Raw genomic sequence first — 15,625 nt, forward strand, 5'->3', positions numbered from 1 at the left:
TGGATGCAGCCCGCTTTATCTTCCGACACGCTAAGTCAGGGCTGATCCTCTCAGGATTTACCCTGGGGCCGCCGGAGGCAGAAAATGGAGAACGTGAAATGCTTGGCAATTTATTTTCCATAGGGCGCGGGGCCATGCAGAATGCCCAGATGGGGCTTTCTGTTCATGGCGATAACGTGGCCAATCTCAAGACTCCCGGCTACAGACGACGGACCCTGTCCCAGGTTGAGAACAGTCCTGTATATTCCGGAAAATGGGCTGTGGGAACAGGAGCTTCCATTCAGGATATACGCCGCAGTCTCAGTGAATACATTGAGAAGGGTGTTTTGGATAAGTCTCCGGACTTCGCACGCTGGAGTGCCGAGTCCGGCAACCTGTCCATGGTTGAGAAATTCTTTGTGGAAACCAAGGATGCCGGGATCAGCAAATCCATGTCCGACATGTGGGCGGCCTGGCAGTCTCTGGCCAACGGTCCTCAGCTTGGAGCACGGCGGGTTGCTCTGGTCGGTGCTGCTCAGAAATTTGCTTCGCAGATCAGCTCCACCATGGAGGACCTGCGCCGACAGCAGGAGCTGATTTCCACCCATGTTCAGCAGGAAGTCGGCAAGGCCAACGACGCGATCAAGGAACTTGCGGAGCTTAATAAGCGTATTATCGCCAATCCTGAGGATAACACGCTGCTTGATCGTAGAGATGTGGTCCTGCGCGGCCTTTCCACTTTTGTGGACATAAGCGTTACCCACGAGTCCTCCGGTCAGGTGACTGTTTCTCTCGGAGAGGGACAGAAGCTGGTCGAGGGAGGCAAAGCCTTTGAACTGAAATATGAGAACGGCGGGGTCCGCCAATCGCTTATACCGGGCTCCGCGTTTGATGACGAAATTCATTTCAGCGGCCAGAGCGGCGATGAGTTGACCATTCAGGTGGTAAAGGATGGCAATTGTTCAGGTGTAGCGCCGTCAGCGCAGTTCAAGGTTTCCAAGGACGGAGGCCGGACATGGCTTACCAATTCCGACGGCAGTGACAGGATATTCAATGCCGGAGGTCAGGATGATGCCGTTTCCATCGACGGAGTAAGCTTCTGGTTCGGTAAGCAGGGGAGCAGCTCTTCGCCTGCAACAACTACTCTGAAAGCCGGGGACAGATTCTCACTCACTCCGAAGACGGAAGTGCGCTGGTACAAGAACAGCTCGACCTCGGAATCCATCAGCCCATTGGCCGGCAATGACTCTGAACGCCGTTTGAGCGGGGGATCCATTGCCGGGCTGCTTAGGGCCCGAGATGAAAAGATCGGTAATTATATCCAGAAGCTGAACGCATTTGCCAAATCAATTGCCTGGGAGGTGAACCGTGCTCATTCACAGGGAGCGGGGCTGGATAATCTCAGTAACAGCATGGGAACCTATGGGGTTCGCGATTCGTCGGTCCCTTTAAACCAGAGTGATCTGCCGTTTGCTTCCAAACTCTCTTCCGGAAGCCTCAGCATGGCTTTTTACAACGCCAGCACTGGAAAAAATGATTCAGTCGCGGCACTTGATTTTTCCTCAATTCCTCCGGGGCAGAAGAATTTCGATCCATCCATTCATTCGCTCGAAAATGTGCGTGATGCCATTAATGCCAGTTTCACCGGTAAAGCACAGGCTGTTATTACGAACGGTAAACTTTCGATCAAGGCTGAAGGCAACTATACGTTTCAATTTTCAAACGATTCCACCGGAATACTTGCCGGTTTGGGGCTTAATTCCTTTTTTTCCGGACAGGATGCAGCTTCATTACAGGTAAATTCAACCATTAGTGCCGATCCTTCGAAAGTTGCGGCCGCTCATGTGAACGGTGCCGGAGAAGTGAACAAAGGAGATAACTCCACAGCCAGAGCAGTGGCTGAACTGGCAGGAAAGAAAAACGTATCCTTTGAATCCGGAGGATCCGTTACTGAAACCGGCTTCAACGATTATTATTCATCGTTGGTTTCTACCGTAGGGTCCGATGCAGCAGACGCCAAGGCCAGCATGTCCATCTCCCAGGCGGTTCTCAGCGGGCTGGTGGATAAGCAGGAATCAATCGGCGGTGTCAACATTGATGAAGAGATGGATCAGCTTATGCGTTACCAGCAGTCCTACAAATCGGCTGCAAAGCTGATCACGACTGCCAACGATATGTTCGACGTGCTTCTTTCGCTCAAGAATTAGGAGGTCGGAATGAGGATCTCAACCAACCAGCTCTTCAATATGTCGTTCAACAATCTCAGTTCGGCAATGAGTAACCTTGCCGAGGCCTCGAATCGCAATTCTTCCCACAAGAGGGTTCTACTTCCGTCAGATGACCCTGCCGCCATGGGCGGAATTATCAACTGCCGCTCATTCGGGTTGGAGACCGGCCAGTTCATCAAAAATATCGATACCGCCAGCAGTTGGCTTTCTCTGGCTGACGGTGTGCTGCAACAGGTCAGTACCGACATTGGTCGTATTAAAAGTCTGGCCGAGCAGGCTGCAACCGGAACTCTTACTCTTGATCAGCGCCGCGCAATCGGGAAAAACCTGCGCGGGGTAATGGCAAACCTGCTTAACAAATCCAACAGCGAGTTCGGTGGTAAATCGATTTTTGCCGGGCACAAACTGGATTCCAATGCGTACGAGGAAGTACTCGGTGCTACGACTACCGATCCTTCTCTTCCGGCCGGAAGCGTAGTTGCCATCAAAGGGGCTTCGGAAGTTTCAATTGATGTGCGGTTCACCTCTTCCGGAACTGTCGGAACCGACACGCTGACCTACAAATACAGCTCTGATGGAGGCAAGACATGGCAGAACGGAACACTCAATCCCGGGGATACCGAGCTGGACCTCGGCCCGGCAACCATGGAGCTGAAAAACAGCATCGCAGTTAAAGAGTATGCTGACACGGGCGGCGGAACGCGGTTTATTGTCCGTCCTGCCCTTGAATACCGAGGTGACGACAACGATGACCTGAATGTCGTCAAGTACGGGGCCAACGGTCTTAACGCAAAAGCGGACGGGCAGTTCGTCAAAGATATACTTATCCAGATCGATAAAGACGGGAACGTCAACTCTCCGCCCTTCACCTATTCCTACAGCCTCGACAATGGGGCAACCTGGGTTCATTCGAATGTTTCCGCAGATTCGCGGTTAGAAGTTCCCGGAGGAAGCCTGACCCTTTCCAGCGGAACCGGAGCCACATTTCTCAAAGGAGAACAGTTTGTTATCCGTCCCAACACCGCAGACCTGAGGCTTGATATTTCCCGGAACCAGTCTATCCGCGTCAATCATGTAGGTAAGGATATTCTAGGCGGAGTATATCAAAAGCCCGGTCAGCAGAACTCCACGCCTTCACCGGAAGATGATGAGCGAAATCTTTTTGAAACACTTGGGAAGCTGATTGGATACGTTGAAACCAATGATCTGTCCGGAATAGGCAACTGCGTGGAGAAACTGAAGAGCGTTCATGAACATGTGGAGATGAAAGCAGCGGAGGTCGGTGCGCGTATGAACAGGGCCGCTGGAGCCAAACAGCTGGCCGAGGTGCGTAAAGACAACAACACGGTGCTGATGAGCAGCCTTGAGGATGCGGACATCGGAGAGCTGCTTAATGAATTGAATAAATGCAAGTTGATTTATGAGTCCGTGGCCCGCAGTTCCAGGATGGTAACCGAGATGTCAATTCTGAACTTCATGTAGCGGAGGAAATATATGGCAGACGTCACTGGAGTAGGATCAAAGGTTTCTGCAGCCGGCACTAAGTCAAGCTACTGGTCCGGCAAAACCAAGTTCGAGAAGCTGGGTAACGGTACTGATTTCGGGCAGATTGTAGAGAACACCATCAAACAGCAGGGGTATCACAAAAGGAGGCTTGAAAGCTGGAAGGCCGAGTGGGTTGAAAAGGAGAAGTCACTCAAAGAGCTTAACACGCAGATGACAACGCTTGCCACTGCCCTTGAGCAGCTGGATTCCATTGGCGAGTTCATGGGGCGTAAAGTGTCTTCGTCTGATTCAGACAAGCTTACAGCACTCGCTGACAGCACCGCGCCAACATCTCCTTACAATGTTGAGATAAATCAGCTTGCGCGAAATGACATCTGGACATCCACAACGGGGTTTTCGTCAGTTAAGGATGTGGTGTCTGCCACGGATTCCAAAATAAGCATCAGTTGCGGAGGGAAGACTGCGAAAATTGACGTTCCGGGCGGAACCACGGTTGAAGGCTTGGTCAAAATGCTTAATGCGACCACAGAACTGAAGGATTGCGTTCAGATTGAAGCCATCAAAACCGGAAATGAATATCGGCTGAAATTCAGCAGCCTCAAGATGGGCGAGGCCAACCGCATTACATTCAATCCTGAGACAACGCTGGCGGCTCTTGCTCCGGCATCCATGAAAAATCTCCAGCAGGGCTGTAATTCGAGGATCAAGATTGACGGCTTCCCGGACGGGGCCGACAATTGGATCGAACGTGATACCAATACCATTACCGACGGCTCAAAAGGGCTGACCCTGAACCTCAGGAAGGCAACATCTCCGGGGACCGTGGTGGTAAACGTAACCACGGATACGGAGATGATGATCGAGAATGCCAGAAAGTTCGTGGAACAGGTCAACGTTGTTCGCAACTCCCTGAAGGAAATGTCAAAGTACAATAAGGAGACAAAAACGGCTTCGGTCTTGAGCGGTAACTATGGTGTACAGTTGGCATCACAGAAATTCAAGGACGTTACGGCAACGCTCGGCAAGGGATTTGCGTCCTATGATTCATCAACCGGTGAAGGGGATAAATTCAATACTCTTTCAACCGTCGGCATAAAAACGGAAACAGATGAAGGCTCTCCCAACTTCGGCCTGCTGGTTTTTGATGAAGACAAATTCAAAAAGGCTCTAACTGAAAATCCTGACGGAGTGGCCCAACTGTTCTCGGCAGACTATGTGTCTGATACAAGTTCGCCCAATTTCGTCATTCGGTCTGTGATTAAAGGCGTTACCAGGCCCGGGAGCCATGAAGTTTCCTATGTTGTGTCAGGAGGCAAGTTAACGTCGGCAACCATCAATGGGAAACCGGCCAAAATTTCGGGCTGGGATATTACTGCTCAAGGAACAGCTGCATCCGGTATGGCTATACGGGTAGATAACCATACTGACGGGACCTACTCAGGTACTGCCGGGATCAAGGCCGGAAAAGCTGTGGAGATGATTGAGTCCCTCAAGGATATGACCAATCCCAAGAATGGAATTTTGAATATCATCCGCGAAAACTATCGTGGAATCATAAAGAATATTGATAAAAAGTTGGATTATGAAAGCACCAGACTTGATAATCTGGAGAAGACACTGAAAGCCAAGTATGCCCGTCTGGATGCGGTTCTGTCGGGTTACAGTGGCAAGATGCAGATGCTTCAGGGGCAGATCGCCAAGCTTGGTAACGGTAGCAGTAAATAGACAAAAATAAACAGGGTTACAAATAGTTCTCTGTAACCCTGTCTCTTTAATTCTCTAAACGTGTTGTGGACTCCAAGGTCCAAGTGTATCTTATTTTACCGTAGTTTGCTTACGGCAATGCAATCCATTTACAGGGCATTGATGGAAGGAGACGGGAATGGGGTTCCCTGGTGGATCAGCTCTCCGTGCTCGGCAAATTCGTGTCTTACCTGCCCCAGATCGATGATTTTCGGGTTCACCAGTGTGAATCCCTGGGCTTCGCACCAGTCGTTTCGGTCGGCAAACTTACCGTCATACCTTGCATCGTCGAGGATGAAGTAGTCTTCCTCCCCCATGACCCGGTCCCACTGGTGAACCATGAAATCGAATTTTTCGGGATTGAAATCCGTTACATCGTCCCATTCCCATGAGAACTTGCAAACTTCATTGTCGAACCCGAGAACGGCAAGGTACTTGGCCTTGCTGTCAAGGAAGATGCGGCGTCTGATTTTGACCGGTGCTTTTGTTATGGTATTGTAATCGAAGTCCACGGGTTTATCGTCAAGTGTAACCCTTAAGGAACAGTCCGAGTCGATCTTCATGCCCCAGGTGGTCGTCTTTCCCTTACGCCACCAGTTCATGATTTTCATGGAATACACTTTGGGGCCGTTTTCTTCGATGGTCCGTGCGGTCTTCTCCGATACGGGATGGAGAGCCAGGTCGCACGAACGTCCGTGGGCAGAAATCTTGAGTTTCATTATTTTTAAACCTCCTGAAAGTTAGCATTACGCTTACGTGTTGGAGGCCATAATTGCATAGCCCATGCCACAATGTTTTGATGGTCGTTTGTCGTTTTAAAGTACGTTATTACTGTGTGTTAGGGATGTTTTTCGTCCGGATATATCTGGCAAAAGATGTTGTTGCGTGATTGCCTAATAAAAATTAAGCACTGCCGGACTCTATTCAGACAGTGCTTGCGATGTTAACTTTCTACAATGTAACGAGTCGAGGGCCCTCGTCCTGTCTTCCGTAGTTTTCCTGCCTTAACCAGTACCTGCAGGTCATATATGGCTGTACGCGATGGTAGCCTGCTGCCGACTATTTTCTGGTACTCGGTGCGGGTAATGGAGTCCATGTTGCGAATAGCCTTCCATGCTTTGATTTGCCGTTCGTTTAACGGGCTGGCCTGCTCCTCCGATGAAGCCGCTTCGTCATTATCCAGTTCTTCCGGGTAATGCTGCAGGTTTTCATCCTGATCCTCAAACACGGGGGGATTGTTCTCTAAGTTGCTGTCAGTCTCTCCTTCAAGACGGATTTCCGCAGCCTGAATGACCTTGGCGTTTGCCATTACCACCGCTCTCGTTATGCTGTTCACCAGTTCCCGGACGTTGCCGGGCCACTGATAGCCTGTGAGTTTGGTTATTGCTCCTCGGCTGAGGGACATTTCTTCCTTGCCGGTCAGATTCTCGGCCTGCTTCATGTAATAAAGGCTAAGCAGCGGAATGCTTTCCGGGTGCTCCCTCAGAGCAGGAGTCTTAATCATGAGTACCTTAAGACGGTAGTACAAGTCTTCGCGGAATTGTTTTTCCTTTATGAGGGTAGGCAGGTCAGCGTTGGTTGCAACAATAATTCTGATATCAAAAGGGGTTTCCAGATCGCTTCCAAGGGGTTTGATCCTTCTTGATGCAATTGCCCGCAGTAGTGACTGCTGCACCTTGAGCGATGCTGACTGGATTTCGTCGAGAAAGAGTGTACCGCCGTGCGCTTCTATAAATGCACCTTTTCTGTCTGTTTTTGCATCGGAAAAGGCTCCTTTGACATGACCGAACAGGGCGTCAAGCAACAGGTTCTCATCCAGTGCGCCACAGTTTATCGAGATGAAGGGCATTTCCCTGCGCGCGCTGTTATTATGCACCGCCTCGGCAACCAGCTGTTTTCCGGTACCGGTTTCCCCGAATATGAGTACATCCACATCCACCCCGGCCGCCTTGAGGATTTCATTCTTGAGTTTTTCTACCTGGCTGCCGTACCCGATTATTTCCGGGATTACGGTCACTTCAAGGTTGGCGAGGGCTTTTGCTTCCTTTGCAAGATCAGCGCGCTCCTGGCTGTTGATGGCCACCAGCTCCTCGTCCTTGGCCTGAATCTGGGTATATTGGCTGTTTACGTGCCTGATTATCCTGTTAAATGCCGTTTGGAGTACCTGAACGTCGTGGTCTTTATAGGGCAGATCTACTTCTTTTAGCTGGTCCAGCGATGTCTGTCCGGACATAGCTGCAGCAAACTCACGGATGGGTCTTGTAAGGGCTCTGCCAAAGAAAAGTACAACCAGAACCGTCGCCGCTACCGCTATGCCGGAAACGATGAGCAGGATGCTCATGAAATCGTATCCCGCCACCTTGGGCAGTACGCTGCGGTCCGTATAGATAATCCCTCCGTAAACTTCCGGTGCTGCATCAGGGCTGCTTTTGAAGCAGACAGGAGCGTATGCAAGGGTCGGTATTATAGACGACTGTTGGTCGGATTCATGGAACAGAAATTCAAGTCCTTTTTCCCTGGCTTTTATTTTGTTGATTCTTTCCCAGTAGTCCGCATGAAGTTCACTGGGGCGGAAAGCTATTTCATGTTCAGCCTTGCCAAGGGTTCCCCGGTATCCCTGTCTGGCGAGGAATGAAGTCAGCTCCTTGGAACCATCCTCTTTGGGGATGGATTGGAACAGTATCCAGCCCTGCGGATCTGTGAAGTAGCTGAACCTGAGTTCCCGGCTTCGCTGAAATCCCCAGAGCGGTGAGCCGGAGGAATCATAAAGGGTCAGGATATCCCGCAGTTGCTCGGCCTTGACTGAAAGAATCATTATCCCGTCAGGGCTGCCGTTGCTGCCCGATATTCTGGTATAGAACCTGATTAGTTTCTCGTTGGTAAGGGCGTTGCTGGTCTGGTCGCCATTCAGCGGGTAAGTTATTTCCCGTATGTATGAAGGTTGAACTTCGCCCGGTTTCAATGCTGATATTTTTTCAAGTTCAAGCATGGGATTGGGTTGAATCCTAGCTATTGCTGCGTCGTCGAGCGCGGTTACCTTCCCGTTCCTGTTAATGATTATCTGAGGTTTTCCGTTGGTTACCGGGATAAAGGCCAGCTCGTAATATTGAATTCCCCCGGCTGTTATCCTGTTGCGGAATTGCCGTACAATACTTTCATTGGTGTCCATGCCGCTTGCGAAATAGCGCAGGTCGGTTGCACAGTTTTCCATGAAAAGTTCTATTTCATGGACAAGCGCAAGGGTCTGCATGGTTACGGTTCTTCCCAAAGCAATCCTTATATAGTTTTTGGAAACCTTATAAGAAGCCGCACCTACGACAAGGATGATGATCAGGACAGTCGGGAGAAGTGAAAGCAGCAGCTTGCCTCTCAGGCCGGTCCTGTTCCAGAGCTGTCGAGGAGAGAAGCCGGTACTGTTGTCTGTCAACGATATTGCCTGTTTGCTCATAGTGTTTCCAATTGAGGTTTTTCGTGTGAATTGGTCATAGGTTCTTATGTCTATTATTAGCGTTAGAATTGCGCTCCTCAACTTGTCAAGACAATTCGGCATGAGGATTGCTTTTCTTTTGCCTGTATTCGCGTGTGGAGCGCTGTGTTTATGTGTTTCTTATTTAATAAACTAAAATATAAAATAAAAATCAGGCAAAAAACAGGTGGCAAAGTGGAAATAACAAGCAAGTATCATGGCATAAGAAGAGCGCTGCTTTTATCGATGATAGTGGTTCCTTTTGTTCCGTTAATTGTGGCTGCAAGCATAGGATATTATTCTCATGTGAAATCCACTGAACGTCTGGCATTGTCTGCAATCAGACTTGCTGCCGCTGATCACGGAGATATGGTTACCTACTTTCTGGATGAGCGCAGGGGTGATCTCATGGAGTCTATGGATCTGATAGGCAAAGGCATTGAAGACACCGCAAAAGCGCGGATGATGCTGGTGGAACTGAGAAGTTTCAGGAGGGAGATGTACTCGGACCTCGGGCTGATTGATCAGGACGGCAATCAGGTGGCATATGTTGGTGACTTTCCACTTGAAAACAAGAACTACCGGGATTCGGAATGGTACAGGAAGACTCTTGAGACCGGCTACAACGTTAGTGACATCTACCTTGGATTACGTGGGGTGCCACATTTGAACGTCTCGGTTGCTAAAGCCATTGGTGACCGCAGGTGGGTGCTGCGGGCCACGCTGAGGCCCGGTGCTTTGCGCAGACTGGCAGAGAAAGTCAATATCGGCGACTCAGGCGAAGCTTATATAATCAACAGCGACAACCGGTTGCAGACATCCAGACGCAGCGGCGGAGATATTTTTGAAAGTGACGGATACTCGTATCCGCCTCAGAGCGGCAGGGTGATGACCTTCAGCGGAACGGTAAATGGCGAGGAATACATTTTTGCCTCAACCAGCCTGAACAGCGACAGGTGGAGGCTTATAGTCCGTCAGAAGAGAGCAGAGGCCTTCAGTCCCAGCAGCAGTGCACTATATCTTATTCTTGCAATTCTCGTCTGCGGCGGTTCCGTACTTGTTTTGCTGGCCGTGTTCGCCAGTAACCGGGTTTATGATATGCTTACACGGCAGGCCGATACTGTTTGTGCTCTTGAAGCCCAGTTTATTCGGGCCGCAAAGCTTGCCGAGCTTGGAGAGATGTCAGCCGGATTTGCTCATGAAATCAACAATCCGCTTCAGATAATGAAAAGTGATCTGGCCCTGCTGGAAATTCTGTTGCAGGAAGAAATGGACAAGTATGGAGAAAGTCCTAACTACTCAGAAATAGAAGAGATAAACCGGCAGCTGAAAATACAGATTGATCGATGTGCAGGCATTACACGGGAAATTCTTAATTTCGGCAGGCCGCGCAAGCCGGAACTGGAGAGGATCAATCTTGTTGAATACCTGCCCAAGGTAGCAAATCTTGTTGAAAAAAAGGCCGAACTGGAGGGAATACGGCTGATTTTTGATGTGGATAAACGTACTCCGGCAGTCATGGCTGATCAGGGTTTACTACAGCAGGTCATGGTAAACCTGCTGAACAATGCTATACATGCCGTAGTTGAGGAACATGGTTCAGAAGGTGGCGAAGTTGTGGTTGCCAGCAGTGTTACTGCCGATGGAAACGCTCTCGTCAAGGTAGCTGACAACGGAATAGGAATTCACGCCGAAGATATGGAGAGGGTCTTTATTCCGTTTTATTCCACCAAGAAAAACCGTAACGGCACAGGGCTTGGGCTTTCGGTCTGCCACTCCATTATTGATACGCTTGGCGGAAGGCTCAGCGTGGAAAGTGAGCGGCATAAGGGTGCGGCGTTCAGTATTGTTCTGCCTGGCATAAAGTAGCATTTTCTGTTTGTATGCCCGGTCGTGGGTGTCTGCCGGTTGCTCTGGTTATCGTAACTCTTCAGCCGTAAAAAGATCAGTGTCCGGCAAGGCTTAACCTTGTCGGACACTGTTACTATGGGTTCCGTTGCTTCTTCAGGTGGCGGAAGATGCGTTTCGTGTTTATGCTGCATAGCCATGTAAATCTGTCTGCGGGATGAGCCTGTCCAGTTCTTTGAGGTAATCCTCATATCTGTGCAGATAGAATGAAAGCGGTCTGGAAAAATTGTTTCCTATCAGACCATCTACAATAATATGGGATACAGCCTGTTTCTCTCGCAGAATCTGTTGGGTGCAGCGGAATACAACCCGTTCGTCTGTGGACATGCGTTCAATTGCCTGCTGCAGCGCCTCCTTGGCTCTGGGTTGAAACATCCGCAGATAGAGCAGATCCAGTGCGTTTGCCATGAGTATTGAGTCGTCATTGCTGTTTCGGTTCCGGCAGATATTAATGAACCTGTCCGGAGTTTCCATCAGTGCCGGAAGGTCTTCATCGGGGAACCTTACTTCAACTTCCGAAAAGAATTCGAGTACCTGACGGATCTTTTCTTCATAATCCCATGCTCTTGCAGTGATGTTCTCTTTGCGGTCTGCCAGCCCCTCCAGAAATCCTGCCGCACAGTCCGATGCCAGTTTGGAAATTACTGCTGCCCATTGTTGCAGAAGAAGGTCGATCTCCTGTGCCCCGAATAAATAGAGCAGGAGTGAAACCGAATAACTGAGGACTATCGCGATGGGAATTGAGATTATACTGCGGAAAAAATTACCGAATGCAGCTTCCTTTGGCAGTTCGCGGAGGATGTTGTGGCTTGTGATATAGATCCCGTTGGTTATGGCCATGATGGTGTACAGGAGTCCGGGCGAAGTCGTTACGTTAATGCCGAAAACATTGTCCAGAACCATTGATTTGCACAGCCAGTCGAGCAGTGGAACCGAAAATCCGGTGTAAAGAAGGGAATCTGAAATGCGGTTCCAGTTTATAAAATCATTCCAGGTCAGGTATGGCGACCTTTTCAGACCTCCTCCGCCCAGTACGGATTGGATGATGTTGCGCACTCCGGTGATGGAAAACCATATGAATCCGCCAAGCCATGACAGTACCCACCAGTCTTTGGTCAGGTAGAAAGTCAGGAATGCCGGAATGAATCCGGCGATTATCTTGAGCAGGTTTTTAAGCGTACTGTTGATGTAGCGCCCGTCAGGCCTTCCCACTGCTTCTGTTTTTTCTCTTCTCAAGGAAAGGTTGTTCCCGCCGTTACCGGATGTGCCTCCCAGCGGGGTAATATTGCCGCACCGTACTGAATCAAAACAATAGTTTTCAATTTCCCATTTTTTCTCTTTCGGATTCAGGATTTCGCGTAAGGGCAGTAACCTTTTTACTTTATCCTGAAATGGACAAGCAGATAGGATTGTGCTGTTTTGCGCGGTATATTTTAGTGTTTTTGATATATTGGCTGAGACAGGAAGGCATTTCCTGTCCGGGTTATCCATTATTTCCTTGCGCGCTCCCGGCGGTAGGGTTTCAGTTACGGCGAATCCCATTCCTATTGCCCGCAAAGAGCCTCCGGTAGACCCGCTGCCGATTCGAGTTCTTATTTTGCGGTGTTTATATACATTTTTCAGCACATCGATGTTTTGCTGTATGTGCAGCAGCTTATCCAACTGCTCTGCGTTCCTGTCCTTGTCCCGGCGAAGTTTTTCCACGCAGTTTCGGACGATTCTTTTAAGCACGATTGAATTACCTGTGTTCAGGGCCTGTTGAAGTTTGTTGAATGGAACGCGGCCCAGCAGATGTGACTCAGTCATGTTTTTAAGGTTTATCAGTTCAAAGTGGGTAATGCGTCCGCAACAGTCGTAAACGATCTCCACCGCGTCTTCGAGTTCCATGTTTTCAAGTATAAGCGTTATTCTGCTGGAAGGGCAGGCCTTGACCAGTCTTTCTGTCATTTCAGCGGGGGCAAGGCGCATGAATTCAGGCAGATTTCCGGTAAAAGACGGGTTGTCCGGGTCTGGTATCCCCGGGTTCGCCTGCGGGGCAAGATAGCGGGCGGCAATGGTATCCGGATCAAGCAGGTTGATGGAGTCCACCTGCTTTTCGATGCGGTTTTGCTCTTCGGCCGAAGCGTAATTGTATGCTCCGCCAAGTTCGTCAACCCGCCTTTTGAAATGCGGCAGAGAGTGTTCATGGATGAATTTGCCAAGGTGGGTCAGGGTCGGGGCTATGGATTTGATGCTGGAGAGGAACGTGGCGTAATCTATTTCAGGCAGATCAACTCCTATTTCTCTTTTTATGGACTGGCGGTGTATTAAGTTGAATTCATTGGCTGCACTCCTGATATATTCAGCACGTACATACTGAATCTGTCTTCCTGAGTTCATTATTTCCTGAACTTCCGGCCTTCCGAAAAATCCTGCAATATCCCTTTGGTCCAGGATGTTCTTGGGGGTCCAGACCAGTTTTACAAAGCGATTCCCTGCCAATGCCCTGAATTCGATTCCGAATTCAATGTTTATATCCAGAATCTGTGCGGCCGAATACAGCTCGGTGGCAACTTCAGGGATCAGGTAGTCGTAATATACAACCCGCAGCCTGCGAATTCCCTTTATCCATGCATCCATGATCAGATGTGATGCGGATTTCCTGCCTTTGCTGTTGGCATCATGTACTCTGTCGTCAAAGGTCAGTTGGTTCCATTCCTCCGGCATTTCGAGCAGATGGTATTTTTTGAGCTGTTCGCGGATAAAGCTGCTTTTGCCGAAGGATACGCAGCGAAAGTCATGCGCGAGTTTGAGCTGCCTGAGTTCGTCATTGCCTGATCTGATGATCTCCTTTGCGATCTGGATGAGAACCCTTGCCCGGTTATTGCGCATATTGGTTTTGGAGGTTGCAAGAACCTCGTTTCTGAGCGCGGATAGGGCGCGCAGTCTTTCCTCCACCTTTTCCGATTCAAGAGATTCCAGAAGATTCAGTGCGGCATAGGCGATCCTTATGCCGTAGGGCGCAGCAAGTTCCTTTATCCCATGCGGTTTAAGGTAGGGACTGAGCAGGGATTTGAATCTGGCCCGGTCTTTCTTGCGGGAAATTATATCGTTGAAAAGTTCAACCAGCCTGTAGTCATTCCGATCAAAGTAAATGAAGTCGTAGTTCCGCATAATCACTCCTGTCGTATCATTAAGATACTGAGGGTTGCACTTACGGTGCCATTTCTCTCTGTCTCAATCTGCCCGCTTTTTAATGTTTCTCCTTTCTTGTTTTTTTGCCCGATTGACTGTGCTCTTCAGTGTTTTGCGATATTGTTTTGCGTAATTTTATGTTTATAAAACAATGTCTTATTTAATGGCACGGCTGCTGCATAAGACGGTCGGTTTCATTGATTTGCCCTGTGCTACCGTAATCAATTTAAAAGGATGAATTCGACATGAGGAACACAAGAATCATGCTTGTGGACGACGAGGACCGTCTGCTCAGCACAACCAAAAAGCTTTTCGAGAAGTTGGGGTTTGACGTTTTTACCTGCACTTCCGGGAAAAAGGCTCTTGAACTGCTTGAGCAGGAGGAGATCCACGTTGTCTTTCTTGACATCAAAATGCCGGGCATGGACGGCATCGAAACCTTGCAGCGAATCAAAAAGAAGTTCCCTTTTGTGGAAGTCATTATCCTCACAGGGCACGCCTCCATGGAGGCGGCGGTGGAAGGCTTGAAATTGGGTGCATTCGATTTCTTGATCAAACCGGTGAGTATGAAGGAGCTGCTTGAAAACGTGGAGGAGGCTTCAGCAAAGATATATCGACAAAAGCAAAGATTATTATCGGCCCGGAAGGAAGGCTCATCCTAAGTCTTCCTTCCGGTAATTAATGAAATTCAAGGAGGTTACATAATGAGTACCATAAAAGTCCTCATGGTTGACGATGAGGAGCGCTTTCGTGAGACGACCGCAAAAATACTTTCACGCAAGGGGTTTGAAACAATACTTGCGGGCAGCGGGGAAGAGGCTTTGGAGCACCTTTCCATGTCGCCGGATGTTGTCATCCTTGACGTGAGAATGGGGGGCATGGACGGACATGAAACCCTCGGAAGAATCAAAGAAGAGAAACCTGACCTGCCGGTGATAATGCTTACCGGTCATGGAGATGTGTCAGGTGCCAGGAAGGCTTATTCTTCGGGAGCGTTCGATTATCTTGCCAAGCCCTGCGATATCGACATCCTGGCTGCCAAGATCAATGAAGCCTACCACAGCACCTCTAAGCAGAAGCAGTCTGAAAAGCTGGTCGGGAACGTGATGATTCCACTTGGGGAGTATACCGAAATAGATGCGGACAGCACTGTCGGTGAAGCCATTGCCGCTCTTGAAGAGTCAATGCGCGGCCTGATAGCAACCAACAGGATCATGAAATCCGGCCACAGATCAGTGATTGCCAGAAATGCGGATGGAAGTACCGCCGGGATTCTCAGTCCGCGCGACCTCCTCTATGCCGTGCTCCCGGAGTATCTTTCAGCCCCCAAGCCTTCAACGGCCGACAGTCTTCAGTATTCGGCCATGTTTTGGGAGGGGCAGTTCACTTCTCTTGCCGAGAAGCTTGGCGGCAAGAAAGTACGATCTCTGCTGTCTGGAGAGTTCCTGACCATCGAATCCTCAGCGAATCTCATGGAGGCGGCCAATGCCCTGGTCACCACCGGAAAGAGACGCATAATCGTTCAAGAAAACGGTAGGGACGTCGGGATCGTCAGGGAACAGGAACTCTTTTACGAAATAGCTCGAATTATTTCGTCCAGATAAATACAGCAGATTAGCTA

9 protein-coding genes are annotated in these 15,625 nt (G+C 49.5%); 6 read left to right on the plus strand and 3 right to left on the minus strand.

Going from position 1 to position 15,625, the window contains the following annotated elements:
- Positions 1-98: 98 nt before the first annotated feature.
- The 3 genes from flgK to fliD are packed head-to-tail and all read left to right on the plus strand — an operon-like array spanning position 99 to position 5,438.
- Positions 99-2,186 (plus strand): flagellar hook-associated protein FlgK, encoded by a 2,088-nt coding sequence (flgK, locus tag N7E73_RS17045; protein ID WP_432736124.1) that lies wholly within the window; start codon positions 99-101, stop codon positions 2,184-2,186.
- A 9-nt stretch (positions 2,187-2,195) separates the two neighbouring features.
- Positions 2,196-3,689 (plus strand): flagellar hook-associated protein FlgL, encoded by a 1,494-nt coding sequence (flgL, locus tag N7E73_RS17050; RefSeq protein WP_432736125.1) that lies wholly within the window; start codon positions 2,196-2,198, stop codon positions 3,687-3,689.
- A 12-nt stretch (positions 3,690-3,701) separates the two neighbouring features.
- Positions 3,702-5,438, plus strand: a complete 1,737-nt coding sequence (gene fliD, locus N7E73_RS17055) for a flagellar filament capping protein FliD (protein WP_432736126.1) — start codon at positions 3,702-3,704, stop codon at positions 5,436-5,438.
- A gap of 128 nt (positions 5,439-5,566) precedes the next feature.
- Here fliD and N7E73_RS17060 read toward each other — a convergent pair whose 3' ends face one another.
- On the minus strand, positions 5,567-6,175 hold the full coding sequence (locus N7E73_RS17060) for a hypothetical protein (protein ID WP_432736127.1): 609 nt from the start codon (positions 6,173-6,175) through the stop codon (positions 5,567-5,569).
- A 224-nt stretch (positions 6,176-6,399) separates the two neighbouring features.
- A complete protein-coding gene (locus N7E73_RS17065; RefSeq protein ID WP_432736128.1) occupies positions 6,400-8,904 on the minus strand; it encodes a sigma 54-interacting transcriptional regulator in 2,505 nt (834 codons plus the stop codon).
- A gap of 324 nt (positions 8,905-9,228) precedes the next feature.
- Here N7E73_RS17065 and N7E73_RS17070 point away from each other — a divergent pair, with 324 nt between their 5' ends.
- Positions 9,229-10,791, plus strand: coding sequence for a sensor histidine kinase (locus N7E73_RS17070; RefSeq protein ID WP_432736129.1), 1,563 nt, complete (start codon positions 9,229-9,231; stop codon positions 10,789-10,791).
- A 162-nt stretch (positions 10,792-10,953) separates the two neighbouring features.
- On the opposite strand, the gene N7E73_RS17075 is transcribed toward N7E73_RS17070, so the two are convergent.
- On the minus strand, positions 10,954-13,983 hold the full coding sequence (locus N7E73_RS17075; protein ID WP_432736130.1) for a hypothetical protein: 3,030 nt from the start codon (positions 13,981-13,983) through the stop codon (positions 10,954-10,956).
- 266 nt (positions 13,984-14,249) lie between these two features.
- On the opposite strand from N7E73_RS17075, the gene N7E73_RS17080 reads away from it, so the two are divergent.
- On the plus strand, positions 14,250-14,666 hold the full coding sequence (locus N7E73_RS17080; RefSeq protein ID WP_432736131.1) for a response regulator: 417 nt from the start codon (positions 14,250-14,252) through the stop codon (positions 14,664-14,666).
- A 42-nt stretch (positions 14,667-14,708) separates the two neighbouring features.
- Entirely contained in the window at positions 14,709-15,608 is a 900-nt protein-coding gene (locus N7E73_RS17085) for a response regulator (RefSeq protein ID WP_432736133.1), read from the plus strand.
- The last annotated feature ends 17 nt before the right edge of the window (positions 15,609-15,625 follow it).

It is taken from the genome of Maridesulfovibrio sp. FT414, assembly GCF_050916235.1.
Taxonomy (GTDB): Bacteria; Desulfobacterota; Desulfovibrionia; order Desulfovibrionales; family Desulfovibrionaceae; genus Maridesulfovibrio.